Annotated in this window: 18 protein-coding genes; 10 read left to right on the forward strand and 8 right to left on the reverse strand. The window is 47.5% G+C overall.

Features of this window, described 5'->3' with window-relative positions:
• Positions 1-18 precede the first annotated feature (18 nt).
• From IC229_RS18020 to bioD, 3 genes are all read left to right on the forward strand, one after another.
• On the forward strand, positions 19-1,047 hold the full coding sequence (locus IC229_RS18020; protein WP_190888399.1) for a zinc-binding dehydrogenase: 1,029 nt from the start codon (positions 19-21) through the stop codon (positions 1,045-1,047).
• Positions 1,048-1,231: 184 nt separating this feature from the next.
• Entirely contained in the window at positions 1,232-2,416 is a 1,185-nt protein-coding gene (locus tag IC229_RS18025; RefSeq protein WP_190888400.1) for an aminotransferase class I/II-fold pyridoxal phosphate-dependent enzyme, read from the forward strand.
• Positions 2,403-3,059: a dethiobiotin synthase gene (bioD, locus tag IC229_RS18030; protein ID WP_190888401.1), complete on the forward strand. Its 657-nt coding sequence runs from the start codon at positions 2,403-2,405 to the stop codon at positions 3,057-3,059. The genes IC229_RS18025 and bioD overlap by 14 nt, the downstream gene beginning before the upstream one ends.
• 80 nt (positions 3,060-3,139) lie before the next feature.
• Here the strand turns inward: bioD and IC229_RS18035 are convergent, their stop codons facing one another.
• Together IC229_RS18035 and IC229_RS18040 are read right to left on the reverse strand one after the other, a co-directional pair.
• A complete protein-coding gene (locus IC229_RS18035) occupies positions 3,140-3,973 on the reverse strand; it encodes an aminotransferase class IV (RefSeq protein WP_190888402.1) in 834 nt (277 codons plus the stop codon).
• 122 nt (positions 3,974-4,095) lie between these two features.
• A complete protein-coding gene (locus tag IC229_RS18040) occupies positions 4,096-6,489 on the reverse strand; it encodes a TonB-dependent receptor (protein WP_394355959.1) in 2,394 nt (797 codons plus the stop codon).
• A 251-nt stretch (positions 6,490-6,740) separates the two neighbouring features.
• Here IC229_RS18040 and IC229_RS18045 point away from each other — a divergent pair, with 251 nt between their 5' ends.
• The 5 genes from IC229_RS18045 (at position 6,741) to serS (ending at position 11,236) form a co-directional block, all read left to right on the forward strand.
• Positions 6,741-6,974, forward strand: coding sequence for a DUF4926 domain-containing protein (locus IC229_RS18045; RefSeq protein WP_190888404.1), 234 nt, complete (start codon positions 6,741-6,743; stop codon positions 6,972-6,974).
• A gap of 76 nt (positions 6,975-7,050) precedes the next feature.
• On the forward strand, positions 7,051-7,746 hold the full coding sequence (locus IC229_RS18050) for a tetratricopeptide repeat protein (RefSeq protein WP_190888405.1): 696 nt from the start codon (positions 7,051-7,053) through the stop codon (positions 7,744-7,746).
• A gap of 192 nt (positions 7,747-7,938) precedes the next feature.
• Positions 7,939-8,439, forward strand: a complete 501-nt coding sequence (gene ribH, locus IC229_RS18055; protein WP_190888406.1) for a 6,7-dimethyl-8-ribityllumazine synthase — start codon at positions 7,939-7,941, stop codon at positions 8,437-8,439.
• A gap of 88 nt (positions 8,440-8,527) precedes the next feature.
• On the forward strand, positions 8,528-9,868 hold the full coding sequence (locus IC229_RS18060) for an aspartate kinase (protein ID WP_190888407.1): 1,341 nt from the start codon (positions 8,528-8,530) through the stop codon (positions 9,866-9,868).
• A gap of 66 nt (positions 9,869-9,934) precedes the next feature.
• On the forward strand, positions 9,935-11,236 hold the full coding sequence (gene serS, locus IC229_RS18065) for a serine--tRNA ligase (RefSeq protein WP_190888408.1): 1,302 nt from the start codon (positions 9,935-9,937) through the stop codon (positions 11,234-11,236).
• Here the strand turns inward: serS and IC229_RS18070 are convergent.
• Both IC229_RS18070 and IC229_RS18075 read right to left on the reverse strand, forming a co-directional pair.
• Positions 11,233-11,508 carry a hypothetical protein gene (locus IC229_RS18070; protein WP_190888409.1) on the reverse strand — a complete coding sequence of 92 codons (276 nt, stop codon included), beginning with the start codon at positions 11,506-11,508 and terminating at the stop codon, positions 11,233-11,235. The genes serS and IC229_RS18070 overlap by 4 nt on opposite strands.
• A 78-nt stretch (positions 11,509-11,586) precedes the next feature.
• Positions 11,587-12,864 (reverse strand): DUF349 domain-containing protein, encoded by a 1,278-nt coding sequence (locus IC229_RS18075; protein WP_190888410.1) that lies wholly within the window; start codon positions 12,862-12,864, stop codon positions 11,587-11,589.
• Between the two features lie 74 nt (positions 12,865-12,938).
• Here IC229_RS18075 and ettA point away from each other — a divergent pair, with 74 nt between their 5' ends.
• Complete coding sequence (ettA, locus tag IC229_RS18080; RefSeq protein ID WP_190888411.1) at positions 12,939-14,606, forward strand: energy-dependent translational throttle protein EttA; 1,668 nt, start codon at positions 12,939-12,941, stop codon at positions 14,604-14,606.
• A gap of 104 nt (positions 14,607-14,710) precedes the next feature.
• Here the strand turns inward: ettA and IC229_RS18085 are convergent, their stop codons facing one another.
• The 3 genes from IC229_RS18085 to IC229_RS18095 form a co-directional block, all read right to left on the reverse strand.
• On the reverse strand, positions 14,711-15,094 hold the full coding sequence (locus IC229_RS18085; RefSeq protein ID WP_190888443.1) for a hypothetical protein: 384 nt from the start codon (positions 15,092-15,094) through the stop codon (positions 14,711-14,713).
• A gap of 64 nt (positions 15,095-15,158) precedes the next feature.
• The gene (locus tag IC229_RS18090; protein ID WP_190888412.1) at positions 15,159-17,825 is read right to left on the reverse strand and encodes a PQQ-dependent sugar dehydrogenase; all 2,667 of its coding nucleotides are present in this window, start codon (positions 17,823-17,825) and stop codon (positions 15,159-15,161) included.
• A 104-nt stretch (positions 17,826-17,929) separates the two neighbouring features.
• The gene (locus IC229_RS18095) at positions 17,930-19,069 is read right to left on the reverse strand and encodes a cystathionine gamma-synthase (protein WP_190888413.1); all 1,140 of its coding nucleotides are present in this window, start codon (positions 19,067-19,069) and stop codon (positions 17,930-17,932) included.
• Between the two features lie 74 nt (positions 19,070-19,143).
• Here IC229_RS18095 and IC229_RS18100 point away from each other — a divergent pair, with 74 nt between their 5' ends.
• Positions 19,144-19,815 (forward strand): TVP38/TMEM64 family protein, encoded by a 672-nt coding sequence (locus tag IC229_RS18100; protein ID WP_190888414.1) that lies wholly within the window; start codon positions 19,144-19,146, stop codon positions 19,813-19,815.
• 6 nt (positions 19,816-19,821) lie between these two features.
• Here the strand turns inward: IC229_RS18100 and IC229_RS18105 are convergent, their stop codons facing one another.
• Positions 19,822-20,619, reverse strand: coding sequence for an alpha/beta fold hydrolase (locus tag IC229_RS18105; protein ID WP_190888415.1), 798 nt, complete (start codon positions 20,617-20,619; stop codon positions 19,822-19,824).
• Between the last annotated feature and the right edge of the window lie 39 nt (positions 20,620-20,658).

Genomic DNA, 20,658 nt, shown 5'->3' on the forward strand with positions numbered 1-20,658 from the left:
CCGCTTACATTACTCACTATGAAAGCAATTTATCTCGAAGGCAACCACCAACCCATTCAATACACTGACCGGCCTATGCCCACGGTCGGCTCTGGCAACGTACTGATTAAGCTCCAGGCTGCCTCTCTGAATCACCGGGACGTTTATATCCAAAAAGGGCTTTATCCGGCTATCAAATTGCCTGTAATTCTAGGATCTGATGGTTCAGGTGTCGTGGAGGCCGTTGGCGAAGATGTCGATACGTCGTGGCAGGGTAAAGAAGTGGTTATCAATCCGGCACTGCATTGGGGCAATAATCCAGCATTTTACGGGGCTGATTTTCGGATTCTTGGAATGCCTGAAAATGGTACGTTTGCTGAATATGTTGCCGTCGATGCCCGCTACGTTCATCCGAAACCCGAGCATCTTTCTTTCGAGCAGGCAGCCGCATTTCCACTGGCAGGATTGACCGCCTGGCGCGCCCTCATGACGCGGGCCGGTTTGAAAACCGATACTGCTACGTCGCCGGAGAAGGTGTTAATTACGGGCGTTGGTGGGGGCGCTGCGTTGTTTGCGTTACAGTTTGCCGTAGCGTCAGGCGCCGAAGTGTGGGTAACGTCTGGCTCGGATGAAAAGCTGGCGAAAGCCAAAACGTTGGGCGCTGTTGGCGGTATTAACTACCGCGAACCAGACTGGCACAAAACGTTACTGGCGCAAACCGGTGGTGGACGTAGTGGTTACTTCAACGTTATTATCGACAGCGCAGGTGGGCCGAGTTTTGCTAAACTGATCGACGTAGCAGCGCCGGGCGGACGTATCGCTTTTTTCGGGGGCACTACCGGAAACATTACCGACGTAGTGCCGCCCAAAGTGTTTTTCAAGCAACTTTCTATCTTCGGCACAACCATGGGCACCCAATCCGAATTTGTAGATATGCTGGCTTTACTTTCGGCCAAAAAAATTGTTCCTGTAGTTGATACTATACTACCTCTGGCCGAAACAGAACTGGCCATGCAGAAAATGGATTCGGGAAGTCAGCTTGGGAAAATCGTTCTAAAAACCGCTTAGTAACGCATTAGATAAGTATTTGTTTACGAATATTTTAAACCGTTGCCTAATTTTTTATTGCGTAATCCACAATTGACCATAGTTATCCACAGTCAAAATGTGGATAACTCTAGAGTTACGCACATTTTTCCATTTCATGGGTCAATTTTCCAGTCATTCGAACTGGCCATCTTACCTTTGCGACATGGCTCTTTCTACAGATTCAATTAGTAACGTACTGTCAGACCGACTAGCGAGCTATGAGCAGGCAGGTTTGCTACGTCGGCTCCGCACATCGGATGGGTTGGTAGATTTCTGTTCAAATGATTACCTGGGATTTGCCCGTTCTGCCGAACTCAAAGCCGCCATTCAACGAGCCGACGTAACAGCAACAAACAATCGGACGGGTGCCACCGGAAGTCGATTACTGGCCGGTCAGACAGTTTTGGCCGATGAAGTTGAGCAGGAACTAGCCCTATTTTACCAGACCGAATCTGCCCTTATTTTCAATTCGGGATATGACGCCAATCTTGGTTTACTGGCGTGTCTGCCCAAAGCTGGCGATACGTTACTGACTGATTCGCTGGTACACGCCAGCATGATCGATGGAGCACGGTTGAATTATGCTACCCGTCACCGTTTTCGCCACAACGACCTTGAGGATTTAGAAACCAGGCTTCAGGAAGCAACCCAAAATCGACCGGATGGGCAACTATTCGTTGGAGTAGAATCGGTTTATTCGATGGATGGGGACGTAGCACCGTTACGTCAGCTAGCCGACCTCTGCGAGCAATATGGGGCCAATTTGGTTGTCGACGAAGCCCATGCGACGGGCGTTTATGGCCCCACAGGCGAAGGGTTAGTGGTTGCACTTGGTTTGCAGGAACGTGTGCTGGCCCGCGTGCATACGTTTGGGAAAGGGTTAGGCGTACATGGCGCGGCAGTGGTCGGCCCGGTTGCGCTACGTAATTACCTGATCAATTTCGCCCGTTCGTTCATCTACACAACGGCCCTTCCCCCGCATAGCCTGCTGGCGATACGTTGCGCTCACCAATACGTAGCAACTAGTGTTAACACACGGCAGCAATTGCAAGACCGACTCGCTTATTTCCAGAAAAGTGCGCAGGTGCTACTACCCGACAGTATCTGGACAGTGAGCCAGTCACCCATTCAATGTATGATTATTCCAGGTAATGAGTCGGCGCGTTACGTTTCCAGTGAAGCGCAGAAAAAAGGACTGGATGTACGAGCCATTCTCAGTCCGACGGTTGCGGCTGGCCAGGAGCGGCTACGTATCTGTATTCACGCGTTCAATACAAATGAGGAGATAGATCAGTTATTGACGGTCTTACAAACTGCGCTACGTTATCAGTCCCATGAATCTTACTAGTGAACCCCTTAAATTGATCGTTGCGGGTATTGGCACCGAGATTGGGAAAACAGTCGTGTCGGCGATTCTGGTAGAAGCCCTTCAGGCCGATTACTGGAAACCAGTTCAATCGGGCGCGTTGACGGATTCGGATACAACTACGGTACGTCGATTAATAAGTAATTCTATTTCGCAAGTTCATCCTGAAACGTATCGGTTGGCCCAACCCTTATCGCCCCACGCGGCTGCCGAATTGGATGGTATAACGATTGAACCGAATTCCATTACGTTACCCCAAACTGATAACGCGCTGGTTATTGAGCTGGCTGGGGGATTGATGGTGCCACTCAATGATACGTATCTAAATATCGACCTTGTACAGAAATTTGATTTGCCAGTTGTATTGGTGTCGAGAAATTATCTGGGAAGTATCAATCACACGCTGCTTTCGGTGGAAGCCTGCCGGAACCGCCAGATTCCACTTTTGGGAATCGTTTTTAATGGAACTACTAACCCAGCTACGGAAGAGTTTATTCTTTCCTATACGAAACTGCCCTGCCTGGCACGTATTAAAGAGGAAGCGGAAATTACGGCTGAGGTCATTAAACGATATGCGGCTGACATTCAGCCTATTTTTGTCATGCTGAGGAACGAAGCATCTTAATGCATCCTAGCACACAAATAAGGAAACCTTAAGATGCTTCGTTCCTCAGCATGACAAAAACGGCTGATTGTAGGGTGGAATTACCAGTTTCTCGTCAGTTCATCAAACTGCTGCAACAGGAATTTTGAGGTTGGCCCTACGTGACCGTCAGCAATAGTCAGGTCGCCGATTTGCACGATTGGCAGTACTTTTTTAGTGGAGCTGGTTGTGAAAGCTTCGTCGGCGTCATAGAGTTCGGAGAGCAGAACTGACCGTTCTATTACCTCAAAATCGGTCTGGGCCAGTTGCATTACTGTGCGACGGGTTATACCGTGGAGAATATGTCGGTCGGGCGTAATGATCTGATTTCCTTTGACGATAAAGAAATTACTACGACTCAATTCGCTGATTTCGCCCCCTTTCTGATACAATAAATCGGAAGCTCTGGCAGCCCGAATGGCTTCTGCCATCAGAATAACCCGTTTGTAATCTGTACTTTTCACCTCCGCCATTTCGCGAACGTATTCGTCCAGAATCACCTTAATTCCCTGTTCGTATTGAATAGCAGGAACCGGGTGAATCGATTCAGTCAGAATCAGCAGGTTCGGTTGTTCAATGCTTATGCTATCGGCAGAATAACCGCCCGTCATCACAAACCGAAACGCCATATCGGCCGAAGTACCCGCATCGACGCTACGTTCGATAAGGTCCGTGATAATTCCGAAGGTTTCGTTTTTGGTAACGGGCAGCGGCAAATGCATACGCATGGCCGAATTCTGAAAACGCTCCCAGTACCAGTCCCACTGAAATGGTTTGCCGTTGTACGTCAGGAAGTAATCGAACAGACCATACCCCCGAAGCAGGCCAAGGTCTGTGATGCCCACCGCGAGCTGGTCAGTTGGGGCAATGGTACCGTTGAAATAGCCGTAATGCATAATACGTCTCTATTTATACTGGCGGCAAAGGTACGCCAAATGGCTCTTTTTGTTATTCCGCTGGTGGAGGAATCTTATTAACGAATATATAGGGCGATGCCCCATATATTCATTAGTAAGATCTAAAATCGTAAACGCAAACCCACCAGAACGTTACGTCCGGCCTGAGGATAGTAATAATTATCGTTGACTATTTTCCCTTCAGAAATGTAAGGCACCGAAAAGCCATTGGACTCATATAATGTATTGAATACGTTGTTACAAAGGAACGTAACAGCGATTTCCTGCGCGAAGGCTGGTTTCAATGTAAAAATCGCGCGAATATCATTTGTAAAATACGGATTCAATATCCGGCCCTCATTCGACGTATTATCCAGATATTGTTTCCCAACGTATTTCGATAATAAACTCAGCTCTAATCGATTGACAGGCGAATACAGTAGTTGCGACCCGACAATCAGATTGGGCGAAAACGAAATATCTGTCTGGCTGTACTGTCGCGCTACCTGATTTCCATTGTCATAATCGTCGAGATATTCGGTGAAATTCTGAACCCGGTTGCGACTGAACGTAGCATTCACATTCCAGCGGAGTTGTTTAGCCAGCCGAATACCCGCTTCCAGTTCCAGTCCGGCCCGGTAGCTCACCGGAATATTGATTCGGTTATACGCGCCCACGTCGTTCAACTGACCGGATAATACCAGTTGATTCATATAACCCATGTAATACAGATTAGCCGTGAACGCCAATTTTTCCGTCTGAAGTTTATAACCAGCTTCGTAATCAATGAGTTGCTCCGCTTTTGGTCGGCTCTGGGGTGTCGATTGAGTGTAATCGTCGCGATTGGGTTCGCGATGGCCTACGCCAACGGACGCATAAATTGTTGCCCTGTCGTTTAGCGTATACGTAATACCCGCTTTGGGGTTGAAAAACGTCAGGTTAGCTTCCTGCTGCACATTCTGCAACTGGCTATTAAATCCCAGAAACGAATACCCGACGGTACGTACCTGAACATCCAGAAAACTATTGAGCCGATTACTGAACTGGTAGAAGGCTTTCGCATAGAGGTTAAAATCCGTTTTGAGCGCATCGTCGTCGTAATAATGCTGACGAATGTTCGTATTTCCGGCCACCCGCGCCCAGATAATTTCGCCAAAATGTTTTCCGCTATACTGATTCCATCCACCGCCGATGTTGGCTGTTAGTTTACCAAAACTGTTGTAATCGAGCGAAAAAACAGTTCCGTAATAATCATTTTCGAGCCAGCGACGGCGGATGATGTCGGTTCTGGTGATGGTTGAATCGCCAATCACTACGTTCGGCAATCCGTATTTGCTGTAGCTATCGTTAGGCTTGAATTGCTCGTAGTAGCCACGACCTTTGGTATAAAAAAGCGATACGTTCAACCGCCATTTCCGGCTCAGTTCGTGCGACGTAATGAGTTGATAGTTATCCTGTTGATAGTTGTCCGTCTCATTGTCGTAGGTGTAGCCATTATATGTCCGATTCGTTTTCAGCAGGCTTTCCGGCACCCCGCCCCACGACTGATACGTTTGTTCCTGACCCGAAAATACGTTCAGCCGAAAAAAGCTTTTTTTCGTATAGTAACCACCTGAGATATAGAATGAACGAAGATCAGAGAAGGCACGGTCAACGTAACCATCGGAGTTAATTTTCGACAGGCGGGCATCCAGCACGAAATGGTTGTTCAGTAGCCCCGTTCCTGCCAATACGTTCACTTTTCGCGTACCGAACGAGCCAACTGATACGTTGGTTTCGGCGTATGGTTTTTCCTCTAGCTTGCTGGTCTGAATATTCACCGAAGCGCCAAACGCCCCTGCCCCGTTCGTCGACGTACCGACGCCCCGCTGAATCTGCACCGTACTGACCGACGATGCAAAATCGGGCATATTCACGAAAAACGTCCCTTGTGACTCGGCATCATTATACGGAATCCCGTTGAGCGTTACGTTCACCCGCGTCGCATCGGACCCACGTATTCGGATACCTGTATATCCCACGCCCGCACCCGCATCGGACGTAGTGACAATGGACGGCGTAAAATTGAGCAGTTGCGGAATATCCTGACCCAAATTCAGTTTGTTCAACTCCTGCCGCGTTACGTCGGTATACGCAATTGCCGACTTCTGATTGGCACGCGTGGCACTTACTACCACTTCGTCTACGGCCACGGCGGTTTTGGCCAGTTTAATAGACAACGTAGCGTTTTGAGTTAAGTCTACGACCTGCACCTGCGGTTCATACCCCAAGAGAGATATACGTAGTGATACGTTCCCCGGCTTCATATTGGTGAGTTGGAACGTGCCGCTAGCATCCGTGAATGTGCCTTTGTACGTCCCTTCGAGCACAATAGCAGCACCGGGCAACGTACCGCCGTCGGCATCGTTCACCGTACCCGAAATAGTCAGTTGAGCCCAGGCGGGCAGCGTCGACAGGCTGAATAGCTCTGTCAGCAATAAATAAGCGAAAAATCGCGCAATCGTACTTTTTTTCATCATTGAAAAAGAGTTACGATAGGCAAGGGGCCAAACCTACCTTTAGTTGGTATAGTTTTTGCAAAAACTCACAAGTATTACCTGTGAGCACATTTCCCTTCGCAGCATTACCCGCGCAGGTTCAATGGGTATAATCTCAGCCCGTTGTATTAGGGCACCCCTAAGAAGATTAGCTGCGGCAAAGGTAAATCATTTTTAACAAAACAAGTCCAGACATCGGCCGTTACTTTATTAAACCCATATCACTACGTATGAGCGAATTTGATTTGGTTGTCTTACAGGAAGATATCGCCAACGGTCGACTGAAGGTCGGCGATGTAGGCACTATTCTGACCGTCTATAATAATGGTCAGGCATTTGAGGTTGAGTTCGTGACGTTAACCGGCGAAGCTATTGCTATTGAAACATTACTGGCTGGTCAAATCAGGCCAGTACGTCCGTCGGAAGTGTTGGCAGTACGTGATATGGCGGTATGTACCGATTAATATTCGTAAACTTTTCAGACTTAGGCTTTTTCACAAGAGTAAATATTCCTAATTTTGCAGTCCAAATTGCAAAAGCATGAGCAAAAAGAACAGCGGATTGGAGTTTTTGGAAGATCCGGACGCGTTAGCCGGCCAGTTTGAGCGGGCCGAAGATTTTTTTGACCAGAACCGAAATATCGTTTTAGGCGTATTGGGTGGGATTGTGTTGTTGGTTGCTGGCTTCTTTGGCTATCGCTACTATGTCAGCACGCAGGACGAAACTGCGCAGACAGAGATGTTCTCAGCGGTTTATCAACTCGAAGCCGATTCGCTCAAAAAAGCGTTGAATGGTGATGGTAAAACGGCAGGATTGCTTTCGGTAGCCGAAAATTATGGTTCTACCCCCGGCGGTAATCTGGCCGAGTTTTATGCTGGCCTTGCCTTGCTTAAACAAGGTAAATACGATGAAGCTATTACGCATCTGAATGACTTCAGTTCGTCGGATCTGCTGGTGCAGGCGCGTGCGTATGCCCTCATTGGCGATGCCAACATGGAGAAGAAGAGCTATGAAGAAGCTGCCAGCTACTATCGCAAAGCGGCTGATTATAAGCCTAATAAATATTTTACGCCCGGCTATCTGCTGAAGTTGGCTGTTGCGTATGAGCAAGCCAAGCAAAACGATAAAGCTATTGAGGCTTATGACGAAATTATTGAAAAGTACGGCCAGTCGTCCGAAGTATCCAATGCCAAGAAGTATAAATCCATGCTCGAAGCAACGGTCGGCGAGTCGTAAGCGTACTTGATTTTTCAATACAGCCAAAGGACAAAGCCGACCCCGGTTTTGTCCTTTTTCATTTCTGAACCGGGATTTAACAGATTTAAGGATTTACACGATTTTGTTTCTACTCTACTTTCTGCAACGTAAGCAATCCTGTAAATCCCTAAATCTGTTAAATCCCGGTTCAGAACCAAAAACACAATTCCAATGGCCTCTGCCCAAAAAAACCTGAGTGTCTTTTCAACGGACGAATTGCCGGATATCAGTGAGCGCCGGTTTGCGATACTGGTTTCGGAATGGAATAGTGAAGTTACCGAAGCATTGTTCGACGGAGCGTATCAGACTTTGCTTCAACATGGAGCCAAACCTGAGAACGTAATACGCGGCAACGTACCGGGCAGTTATGAGTTAAGCCTTGGTTCTCAATGGTTTGCTCAACGCGATGACATTGATGCCGTCATTGCCATTGGCTGCGTGATTCAGGGCGAAACTAAGCACAATGATTACATTAATCACGCTGTGGCACAAGGGCTTACCAATGTTGGGATGAAAACAGGTAAGCCGGTCATTTTCGGCGTTTTAACGCCAAACGACCAGCAGCAGGCTCTTGACCGGGCGGGTGGTATACATGGTAACAAAGGCGATGAAGCAGCTATCACGGCCATCAAAATGATTGGATTACAACAACAGGTTTATAGTAAGTTTTAAAGAGTGAATTAGCGGATGAGTGAACGTGTGAATACAACAACGCTCGCTTATTCGCTCTTTCACTCATTCACTCTTTCACTTTTTAAAAATGCAAGTCTGGAAATTTGGTGGTACGTCGGTCGGAAAACCCGAACGTATGCAGTCGATACGTAAATTGATTACAGAAGACAGCACACCTAAGATTGTCGTTTTGTCGGCACTGTCAGGTTCAACGAATGCGTTGCTAGCCATTGGCGAATCGTTGAAAGCGAACAATGATGCCGACGCTCTGGCTAAAATCGATACGTTGAAAGCCCACTACGATAGCTTTGTCGGTGAGTTATATAAGACTGAAGTCGGTAAGACTTCCGGGCAGAAAATTATTGAGAATGAATTTTCCTTCATTCGCTCGCTGGCAACGATCAAACCATTTGCGCTGAAGCAGGAGAAAGAACTTGTGGCCGAAGGTGAACTGCTGAGTACGCAGATTTTCCAGGCGTATCTAGTCGAAGAAGGGGTTTCGTCGGCGCTACTGCCCGCTTTGGAATTCATACGTATCGACGCTGATAATGAACCAGAAATTCAGTATACGAAGAACAAACTGACTGAATTGTTACCGCAGCATGCTGATAAACAAATTATTGTTACGCAGGGCTTCATTTGCCGGAATCCGCGTGGCGAAGTTGATAACTTGAAACGAGGTGGTTCAGACTATACGGCTTCGCTGATTGGGGGTGCCATCAAAGCCGAAGAAATCCAGATTTGGACCGACATCGACGGCATGCACAACAACGACCCACGTATCGTAAAAAACACGTTCCCGGTTCGTGAGTTGACCTTCGATGAAGCGGCTGAATTGGCTTACTTCGGCGCAAAAATTCTGCATCCGTCTACGATTACGCCCGCGCGGATGTTCGGCGTACCGGTACGTCTAAAAAATACGATGCAACCAAGTGCATACGGTACGTTGATTGCTGACCGCCCCGAAGCGTCGGCCACATCAAGCGCAGTATTTAAAGCAATTGCCGCCAAAGATGGCATCACGGCTCTGTACATTCACTCGACTCGTATGCTGAATGCGTATGGTTTTCTACGTCGGATTTTCGAGATTTTCGAGAAGTATAAAACGCCCGTCGATATGATCACTACGTCGGAAGTGTCGGTATCGGTAACGATTGACAACACCGAACGGATCCAGGAGATAACGAATGAACTCAAGAAATTCTGTACACTCGAAGAGCCCGATTTCGACCAGACAATTATCTGCATTGTTGGCAATTTTAGCGCTGATAATAAAGGTGTTGCCGTGCGAGTTTTTAACGCGATGGAAAATATTCCGATCCGGATGATTTCCTATGGCGGCACTGAAAGCAATCTGTCGTTACTGATACACGGTACATACAAAGCCGATGCACTGAATGCTTTGAATAAAGGGCTGTTTTCGGTGTAATACGTAAGTATAAGCCCTCAGAACGTACCAAAACATAGAAGTAAAACGCCTTATCATTACAACCTGATGCTTCAACTTGCTTTCATTCGCGAGAATAAAGAAACCGTACTGGCCGGCCTCCAGAAACGAAACTTTGCCAATGCGCCCGATGTCGTTGAGCAGCTACTAACGCTCGACCAGCAACGACGCGATACTCAACGTGAACTTGACGACGTATTATCTCAGTCGAACGCGAAAGCGAGCCAGATTGGGGCGTTGATGAAAAGTGGCGATAAGACGGCTGCCGAAGCCGCAAAAGCCGAAACAGCGGAATTGAAAGTACGTTCGAAAGATCTGGCTGAATCACTACGTCAGATAGAAGTTGAGCTACAGAACGTATTAGTTACGGTTCCGAATATTCCGCACAGTAGCGTACCACCGGGACGTAGCGCTGATGACAACGAGGTTGTGCTTGAAAACGGTGCGAAACCGACGTTATATGATGGCGCTCAACCCCACTGGGAACTCATCAAAAAATATGGTCCCGATGGTGGACCGCTGATTGATTTTGAACTAGGTGTCAAAATTTCGGGAGCGGGTTTTCCGGTATATCGGGGGAAAGGGGCGCGTTTGCAGCGAGCCATGATTAACTTTTTTCTGGACGAAGCGTTGAAAGCTGGTTACGCCGAAGTTCAGCCGCCTATTGTTGTCAACGAAGATTCTGGTTTTGGTACGGGACAATTACCAGACAAGGAAGGGCAGATGTACTACGTTACTGAAGACAAATTGTATATGATTCCCACGGCTGAGGTTCCGATTACCAATCTGTATCGTGACGTCATTTTACCAGAAGGGCAGTTGCCGGTCAAAAACGTGGGTTATACGCCTTGTTTCCGGCGCGAAGCGGGTTCGTGGGGTGCGCACGTACGTGGACTGAACCGGCTGCATCAGTTCGATAAAGTGGAAATTGTCCGGATCGAGAAGCCTGAAAACTCGTATGCTGCGCTGGAAGAAATGAGTCAATACGTTCAGGGACTGCTCCAAAAACTGGAATTGCCCTATCGCGTACTACGTCTCTGCGGGGGCGACATGGGCTTTACGTCGGCGCTAACGTATGATATGGAAGTTTGGTCGGCCGCGCAGCAACGGTGGCTGGAAGTAAGCTCTGTCTCTAACTTTGAAACGTATCAGGCTAACCGGCTCAAACTACGTTCCAAAATAGACCGTGGCGACGGACCGGGGAAAATGCAGCTTCTGCACACGCTGAATGGATCAGCACTGGCCCTGCCACGGATTCTGGCGTCGATTCTGGAAAACAATCAAACGCCAGACGGCATTCGTATTCCGAAGGTGCTGGTGCCTTATTGCGGATTCGACGTTATCAACTAACAATCGCAGGAGTAGCTTTCGTAGCCTGGGTAGCGGGGCGATAATTTACCCGACACATAAACTACCCGGTCGAGTGGAATGGTTTCACCCGTTGCCAGTTCGAGCCATTCAGCACCGTCGGCCCAAGTAAGTTGTTTGATCAGTACGTCAGTTTTAATGTACTCGTTTAAGTCGGTCAGGTATTCGAGTCGAACAAATTTACCGGGAATAATGGCCGACCGAAAGTCGGCGTCTGAGGGCAACGTAGCGGTGATATTCAGGTTAGTTTCCATACCCCAATAACAAGTTCATAAAACGAAACGTGCCACGTAGTACTACGTGGCACGTTTCGTTTTTATTGGTACGTTATCCTAATAACCAGCCGAATCCAGCTGTTTCTGTAATTCGCGAAGAATGGTTTCTTTCATCGCGATTTTACGTTTCTGCGTGTTGATCTTGTTTAATACCTGCTTGTCAGCGTCGTTGTTCGGATCAAGTCCATCGGCATCCTGAAGGGCAAACTGCAAATCGCTTTTCTCCCGTCTGACGAGGTATTCCATCTCGCGAATTTTGGTGCGAATCTGCTCGCTCTGGCTTTTCAGTTCAAAAGCCGGGTATTTCCGGGTGATAACCCGTCCCAGATAACTAAGCTCAAAAATCTTATCGCAGGCCGCCCTGAATCGCTCGTTTATTACTTTATCCTGCATTTTGAAGGGCACCCGAATCTCTTTCCAGCTATTGAGCAGCACTTTGGCCCGTTCGGCAGCCGCAAAAATATCGGACTGTTTCGATAGCTTTTCAGCTTCGTCGGCCATTTTCATCTGGGCTTCAATACGTGGATCGACCTTTTTCTCGATAACAATGCCCTTCGCGTCGTTGTACTTGGCGTAGAACATCGTCGTGGCTTTCTTGAACTGCTTATACAGCTTGCCACTTTTCTTGATCGGTACTTCGCCCACCGCTTTCCACGCGTTGTTCAACCGGCGCACTTCCTGAAAAGCAGCATCCAGATCGCCCAGGCGATTCGCCCGAAACGCCAGCCGAATCAGTTCATCATACTTATCCAGTCTTTCCTGAATAATTTTGTTCTGCTCGTTGAAAAACTCACGCCGACGCTGGAAAAAGCTATCCAGCAGTTGCTGAAAACGCCCTTCGATTTCGGCATCCGACGCTTTTTCAACGGGGCCCGTCTTGATCCATTTCGTCTTGATTTCCTGCAGGGCATCGGCCGTGGGGCGCCAGTCATTACTATCGACAATGGCTTCAGCTTCGGCAATCAGCGCCTGCTTAATCTCAAGATTCTTGCGTTGATTAACTGTTATTAAATCAGCTAACAACTTCTCTTGCTCATCTAATCGATCGAGCAAGGGCAAAAAGTCACCGAGTGCATCGAAGCCAATGAGTTTCTTGCGGAGTTGAACCAGTTTTGTCAGGTAAGAGCCTTTGTTCTGGGCTTCTTCGATGTCTTTTTCGAGCTGACCAACTTTGTTCTCGGCAATAATGAAGCGATTCTTAAAATAGTCGAGCGCTTCCTGCTCCGTGCGTTTTACTTCGCCAATCTGGCGGTCTTCATATTCCAGGTAGCCTTTTAAAAATACCTTTCCGTCTTTGACGTAACCGTATTCATCTACCAGTGAAGCGTTTTCCATTAATGTACTTGGTTAAGGCTGCGCTGTCGGTTAATTTTGAGGATTGTTACCAACCACAAATCTATTAGAAATTAATGAGTCAGGAAACCATAATTTTCTCGATGGCAGGCGTGAGTAAAAATATTCCGCCAAACCGACAAATCCTAAAGAATATATACCTTTCCTTTTTTTATGGTGCCAAAATCGGCGTATTAGGATTAAATGGCTCGGGAAAATCAACATTGCTCCGCATCATTGCAGGTATAGACAAAAATTATACCGGAGAAGTTGTTTTCTCTCCAGGATATTCTGTTGGTATGCTTGAACAGGAGCCAAAATTTGAATTAGGTAAGACAGTTCGGGAGGTTGTTGAGGAGGGTGTTCAGGAAGTTGTTAACTTGCTGAAAGAGTTCGACGAGATTAACGAAGCCTTCGGCGATCCCGATGCTGACTTTGACAAATTGATTGAGCGTCAGGGTGAAGTACAGGAAAAACTCGATCACTACAACGCCTGGGAACTCGACCAGAAACTCGAACGGGCGATGGACGCGCTACGTTGCCCACCTCAGGAAGCTATTATCGACAACCTATCCGGAGGAGAAAAACGGCGAGTGGCTCTTTGCCGATTATTACTTCAACAACCCGACGTACTACTACTCGATGAGCCGACCAACCACCTCGATGCTGAATCAGTACTCTGGCTGGAAGAACATTTGCGGCAATATCCCGGCACGGTTATCGCTGTTACGCACGACCGGTATTTTCTGGATAACGTAGCAGGCTGGATTCTCGAACTCGACCGGGGAGAAGGTATTCCCTGGAAAGGAAATTACTCATCGTGGCTCGACCAAAAACAGCAACGATTAGCCAAAGAAGAAAAGAGCGAATCGAAGCGTCAAAAAACGTTACAGCGCGAACTAGAGTGGGTACGTATGGCTCCTAAAGCGCGTCAGGCGAAGTCGAAAGCCCGTTTGGGTGCCTACGAACGACTGCTCGACGAAGACAATCGCCAGAAAGATGAACGGCTGGAAATTTTTATTCCGTCAGGTCCACGGCTGGGCGCGAAGGTGATAGAAGCTGAGGACGTATCAAAAGCATTCGGAGACCGACTATTATTTGAGCATCTGGGTTTCCGGTTACCACAGGGTGGTATTGTTGGCATTATTGGCCCCAACGGAGCCGGTAAAACGACGCTTTTCAAATTGATCACGGGTCGTGACAAACCAAATACTGGTACGTTCGATGTGGGCGAAACTGTGAAAGTGGCCTACGTAGATCAGGAACACGACGGACTAGATGCCAACAAGACCGTTTTCGAGACAATTTCGGGCGGCAACGAATGGATTATGCTGGGTGGAAAACAATCGAATGCGCGTGCATACGTGAGCCGATTCAACTTTGCCGGCGCCGACCAGGAAAAGAAAATCGGTACGTTATCGGGTGGAGAACGTAACAGGGTTCACCTGGCCATGATACTCAAGGAAGGTGCCAATCTGCTTTTACTCGATGAGCCTACCAATGACCTTGACGTCAATACGTTACGTGCCTTGGAAGAAGGTTTGGAAAACTTTGCCGGATGCGCCGTTGTCATCAGCCACGATCGATGGTTCCTCGACCGGATTGCGACCCATATTTTAGCCTTTGAGGGCGATTCGCAAGTGTACTGGTTCGAAGGCAATTTCTCAGAATACGAAGAAAATCGACGCAAACGCCTGGGCACCGACGCGACGCCAACGCGGATTAAGTATAAGAAGCTTGTCTGAACCGGGATTTTTAGGATTAAAAGGATTTACTGGATTTTGTTTCGATGGGTTCGGGTGTTCATAACTAACTTCATCGAAAGGCCGAACACTGAGTTCGGCCTTTTCTATTCTACGGGATTACTGAATAAACTGATAATGTTTGTTACTTCACAAACAGCAACCTTTTTTGACCCTTCCATAAAATAGCCTCTTGTTCCGACTTTGATACGTTGCTGATGAAGCGAGCGAAGCTTAGAACTCAATATCCACATGGTAGCTATTCCATTCTCTGGGATTGGCATACCCCGCTCGAATGGCTCTCTCGTCGTCAAATTCAGTATTTCTGGATATATCATGTACATTCCATTCCGATCCACATCATCCATAAAATCCCAAAGAGTACCTTGAAAACCAGGCAATGTTCGTCCTCCTTCTTCAGGAGAATAAATATGATATGTCACTTCAAAGTCAGGTTGGCGGCCAAATAACTCTTGATAAGGTATGTGCATGATAATATTACGTTCTTTAACACTATCAATAAATTCACCTTAAAATTATAGTCTAATGTAAACTTCAACGTATCAACACCCGCCGATACAAAGCTGGCTGGTCGGCGGATTTCAGGTTTATTTGATACAAACCCGCTGGCCAGTTACTGCTTTCAATTTTGTATTCGTTTTGGCCGATTGTAAACCGGACCGGACGTTCGTAAATCAGTCGGCCCAGCAAATCGGTGATCTCGAGTTGGGCGTTTCCGGTAGCTATTGCAACGTAGCGAACCGCTAGCTGGTCATGAGCAGGAATTGGGAATACCGCCAAACTACGTTCTGTTTCGGGTTGAGTGGACGTAATGACTTTGTCGTTCAGTAATTGAGTTTTACTAATAATAGCCCGCTCAAACTGGGGCGAACTCCATAACAGATGGGCATTGGCATACCCTTCATTTTCGAAGTATTCCATCCGAATATCGTACAATTGGCCTTCTACTAAATCAATCTGCCCAAGCCATTCTCTGGAGGGTTGATACGTCCAATGGTCGATTAATAATTTATTGTTTACCCAAAGTCGCGCTCCATCATCGGTTTCGGTAAAAAAGCTGTACGTATCCGTAATAGGGGCCACTACTTTGCCCGTCCATCGCACAGTGAATTTATCCGATCCGATCTCAGGAGCCGGTTCGCTTTGCGCCCAGTCGAAATCAATGGTTTCGTCAGCACGGCTGAGCGTAGGGATCCCACTTAATTCGTCGGTATTTTTATAATACTCACCCCATAGGCCATTGCCAGAAGAGGAGGGCTGCGGCTCATATTGCATCTCCAGTTTGCCGCCACCTGCCGGAACTTCGTACGTAATGAGTGGGGCGTTCTGTCCATTTCCCCATCCCAGAAACTTACGAAAACCGTCGGAAGAAGCCAGATATGGCTTGGTTTCGAGTCGACGTAGCATGCCAACCACTGCGTTGAATGTTACGTTAGCATCTTTGGGTTCGCCATCCAGATAGACACGCACACCGGTTAAACTGCTGCCGATCGTAACGCTGGCCAACTCCGGTTTTACGTCCACATACGTTTCGCTCGTCAGCCCCGATACATCCGTAACCAGCAAATGCACCCGATACCAGACCGACGTAGCAGTTTCGCCTACACGTGGTACACGATAACTCCCCGCATTCACTCCTGTTACAGGGTCAAGCGCCGGGTGTATGTGCCCATCGTGATGAAAATCGATCCACCAGGTCATTTTCGCATTGGTAAGAGGCTGCTGATTAACGGTGAGCGCGTCACCAACAAATAGTATCAAATCGCCCCCTCGATACGTAGTGTTGGTGGCTGGCTGGCGAACTCGAGCTACGGGTCGTTGAGCCTGTACCACCTGTAACGGTATGTTCGTCGACGTAGTAGTGCCCAATCCGTTACTCACGACGCACGAAAACGTAGCACCGTTATCGCTTAAAGTTGGAATGCTAAGCGTATAATTTCGCTGATTGGCTCCATTGATCGGGGTACCATTCCGACACCATTGATACGTTAGCGGCTTTTGCCCTATGGCCTCTACATCGAACGTAACAGATTCACTTACGGGCACTAATTTTCCAGACGACTGGCTACTGATATAAGGCCGTCCTGAATCAAAAAACGACACTTTATGTAGAGAACCGTTCCAGGTTGACGTATTATCCTGTTGACTGCCACTGCCCAATCCTCCTCGGGCGATGTAGTACAAATATCCGTCAGGACTAGTGGCAATGGATAGTGCCCGGTCAATCTTCGTCAGGAATGTACTGGTTAGTTTACCGGTTGTAGGGTTCAGAATTGAAATCGTACCACTGCAATAATCGGAGAAGAAGATACTACCCTTGTATTCATCCGGAAATCGGATTGTAGCTGGGTTATAAAAAGCGACACCCGTTACAGCACAACCGGGGTCGTGGCGGTAGGAATAAATTGGGTCGGCGTAACGTTCAGGTGCTACCTGATTCGTCTGAGGTCCTTCAATAAGTGGCCAGCCGTAATTTTGGCCGGCTTTTATCTCATTAATTTCTTCAAAATTACTGCCTCCTACGTCACCTACCAGGATACGGCCTGTTACTGGATCAATGTCCATTGCAAAGGGATTACGCAAGCCCAGCGCATAAATGGCGCTGTAGGGGGGCGCTAACTGATTTACAAAGGGATTATCGGTCGGAATGCTGCCGTCTTCATTCAAACGTAGTATTTTCCCTAATAAACTTGTCAATTGCTGAGCGGCTGGGGCATTGGTTCCATCGCCGGTCGCTACGTATAGTTTTCGATCAGGGCCAAATTTTAGTCCACCCGCATTGTGAATGGTGCCCGGCAGCGGGTCAAACTCCATCAGGATCGTTTCACTTTGCGGATCAGCGACTCCATTGGAAACACGAAAACGGCTCAGCCGATTACGATTCTGATTTTTTACGGTGTAATAGACGTAGCCGTAGGGCGTTTGTGGAAAATCGGGATGAAAACAGAGGCCCGACAAGCCTCGTTCGTTGTTGGTATCAATAGTTGAAAGGGTCAGAAAGGGATCGGGAGCCAATACGTCGTTAATGATTTCCCGAATTCTCCCGTCTTTCTCTACCACAAACAGGCGACCGTTGGGCGAAAACGTCAGTGTAGTAGGATTCAGCTTACCAGTTACCTGTCGCTGCACAAAACCCGTCGGCAGCTGTGCCAGCACCGAATGGAAGCAGAAAAGAAGCAGTAGCGAGTAGAAAAAGCGCATTAACAGTTAGAACGAGCCTGTAAGTTAACACTTTAGACCCGTCTATGCACTACTGGTCAATTTGTTTGCTTTTTGTCATGCTGACGAAGCTTGACAAAAATTGATCACCCAATCGCCTGCTCCAAATCCTGAATCAAATCCTCAACGTCTTCGATACCCACACTCAGGCGAATCAAGGTATCTTTTAGACCGTTACGTTGCCGTTCTTCTTTCGGAATGCTGGCGTGCGTCATGCTGGCCGGGTGCGTACACAATGATTCGACCCCACCTAATGATTCGCCTAACGAAAACACTTCGAAACTTTCCATAACGCGCACGGCATCCGTCATCAAATCACCTTTGAGTTCAAACGAAAGCATGCCACCGAAACCCCGCATTTGCCGTTTCGCCAACTCATGACCCATATGCGACTCAAGACCAGGATAATACACCTGACTAATCTTTGGATGTTGTTGCAGGAAGTTTGCTACGTTGAGTGCATTCTCGCAATGGCGCTGCATACGAATGTGTAACGTTTTGATACCACGTAACACCAGAAAACAGTCTTGCGGGCCAGGAACGGCACCACAGGCATTTTGAATGAATGCAAGCCGTTGTGCTACGTCGTCATCATTCAGGATGATTGCTCCCATCACCGTATCGGAATGTCCACCCAGGTATTTAGTGACAGAATGCATAACCATATCGGCTCCTAAATCAAGCGGATTTTGTAGATAAGGCGACGCGAACGTATTATCGACAACGAGTTGAATATTACGTTGTTTCGTAATAGCAGCCAGCGCTGAAATGTCTACCAGACGTAGTAGTGGATTGGTAGGCGTTTCAATCCAGACCATTTTTGTAGCCGAGGTAATGGCTGTATCCAGATTAGCTGGATTTGATAAATCAACGAATTTGAATTTTAAGCCAAACTCCTGGAACACACGTACCATAATTCGATACGTACCACCGTACAAATCGTTGCTGGCAATGATTTCATCACCAGGTTTAAAGAGCTTTAAAATAGCATCCGTAGCACCCAAACCGGATGAATAACAAATGCCATGTTTTCCGTTTTCGAGGGCAGCCAAATTATTTTGCAGGACGGTTCGGGTGGGGTTCTGCGTACGGGCATACTCGTATCCTTTATGTTTACCCGGCGATTCCTGTACGTAGGTCGACGTTTGGTAAATTGGCGTCATAATGGCGCCGGTGGTGGGGTCCGGTTCGATGCCGGCATGGATGGCTTTGGTTGCAAATTTCATAGTCAAAAGTAGCGAAAATAGGCATCGACGTTACTTCTGAAAACCACAACCGCTGTCTCGAAGTTTGATAGAGTGTGAAAAGTCCTGTTACTAAAACCTTTACCGGCCCTGCCGTTGCGGGCATCGTACTTTCTGTAACGCCAATTGTCTTTACGTCCGTATTGACCTATTACGCTATAGTCTACGAACACGTCATTGCACAATTTACGATCTGGCAGTGGATGGGTATCACGCTGTTATGCGCTATTACGTCGGCTGGATTAACACCACCAACCATGCTTGCCCTTATTTTCGGTTATTTTCTGGGATGGAATGCCATTTTACCAATGTTCGTGATCAATTTCGGGGGGATTCTGTTCATTAATGGCCTGGTTCGCTGGCTCGACCATGAATCGGTACTGGCGTTCATTCAGCGAAATCCCAAAGCGCAGTCGGTGCTGGATCGTATTTTGAACAACGAACTGGAAGTCATTTTTTTCGCCAAACTATCACCCATTCTCCCATTCGGACTGACCAATTTGTTATTTGCCTTATCGGGAGCGAAACTGAAGAATATTTTGCTTGGTGGTTTTTTAGGAATGACTCCTCGGACCATTCTGGCCGTCTGGTCGGGGCATGAAGCGCGGGAAATTCGTACGTTGTTGGAAAATCCGAATCAGGGTTCGTCTACGCAGATTATTGTTATTGTGTTGGTTGTCGTTTCCATCGCTGGGCTTTGGCACGCTGTAAATAAGTCGCTGAAATAGTTTTACTTATAGCCGCTCACCCGCCAGTTCAATCAGATGATTGTGGCCCGTCTCTAAAACCGCTAATTCATAATGCTGAAGCCTTTTGGTCAAAGGAAGTATATACGAACCTGGCACAATCCGATCATAAGCCCCCGTAAAGAATCGGACACGTATCGCCCTGTCGTTTAAATTCTTGCTAATCAACTTCAGGTCGGGTTGGATGAGCCTGAATTGTGTCCAGCTTTTGTAGACCAGTTCACGCCGGGCCGACGTAGCCAGTGAAATTTCGGCGAAACGCATCGCGGTACGATTTAGTAATCCCAACCGCGTTAAGGTATGGCCAAACGTAGTGAGTAAAGGCAAGTGTGCCAATACGTAGTGAAACGTACTACGTCCCAGGGCAGAGCCAGTAGCAAGCCGATACCAGATGCTACGTGTAATACCGTCGGGGGCTATTAGCATAAGTTGGTCTAAGCAATCAGCAAATACCTCGACCATCGTCAACGCAAACCGGCCACCCAAACTAAATCCCATCAACGAAAACCGCTCGATTCGCTGTTCTTTTAAAAAAGAACGTAGCAGATCATTCCAGTTTTGATTGGTAAGCAATTGATCATCCGCGTATCGGCTATCACCATGAAAAAACAAATCAATCGCAAAAACGGTGAACTCTCGACTAAGTTGCTTCTGTACAGGTAAGTAAACCTGACTTGTTTGCCCAAATCCATGAAAAGCCAGCAAGATTGATCGACCACAACCAAATTTGCGGTAAGCAATCTGGTTGCCCTCAGCCTGAAAATAGGAAATTGGGATAGAATTCATTCGATAAAATTGCCTAAACCAACATAGCATACAGTATGC

This window comes from Spirosoma profusum, assembly GCF_014699005.1.
Taxonomy (GTDB): Bacteria; Bacteroidota; Bacteroidia; order Cytophagales; family Spirosomataceae; genus Spirosoma; species Spirosoma profusum.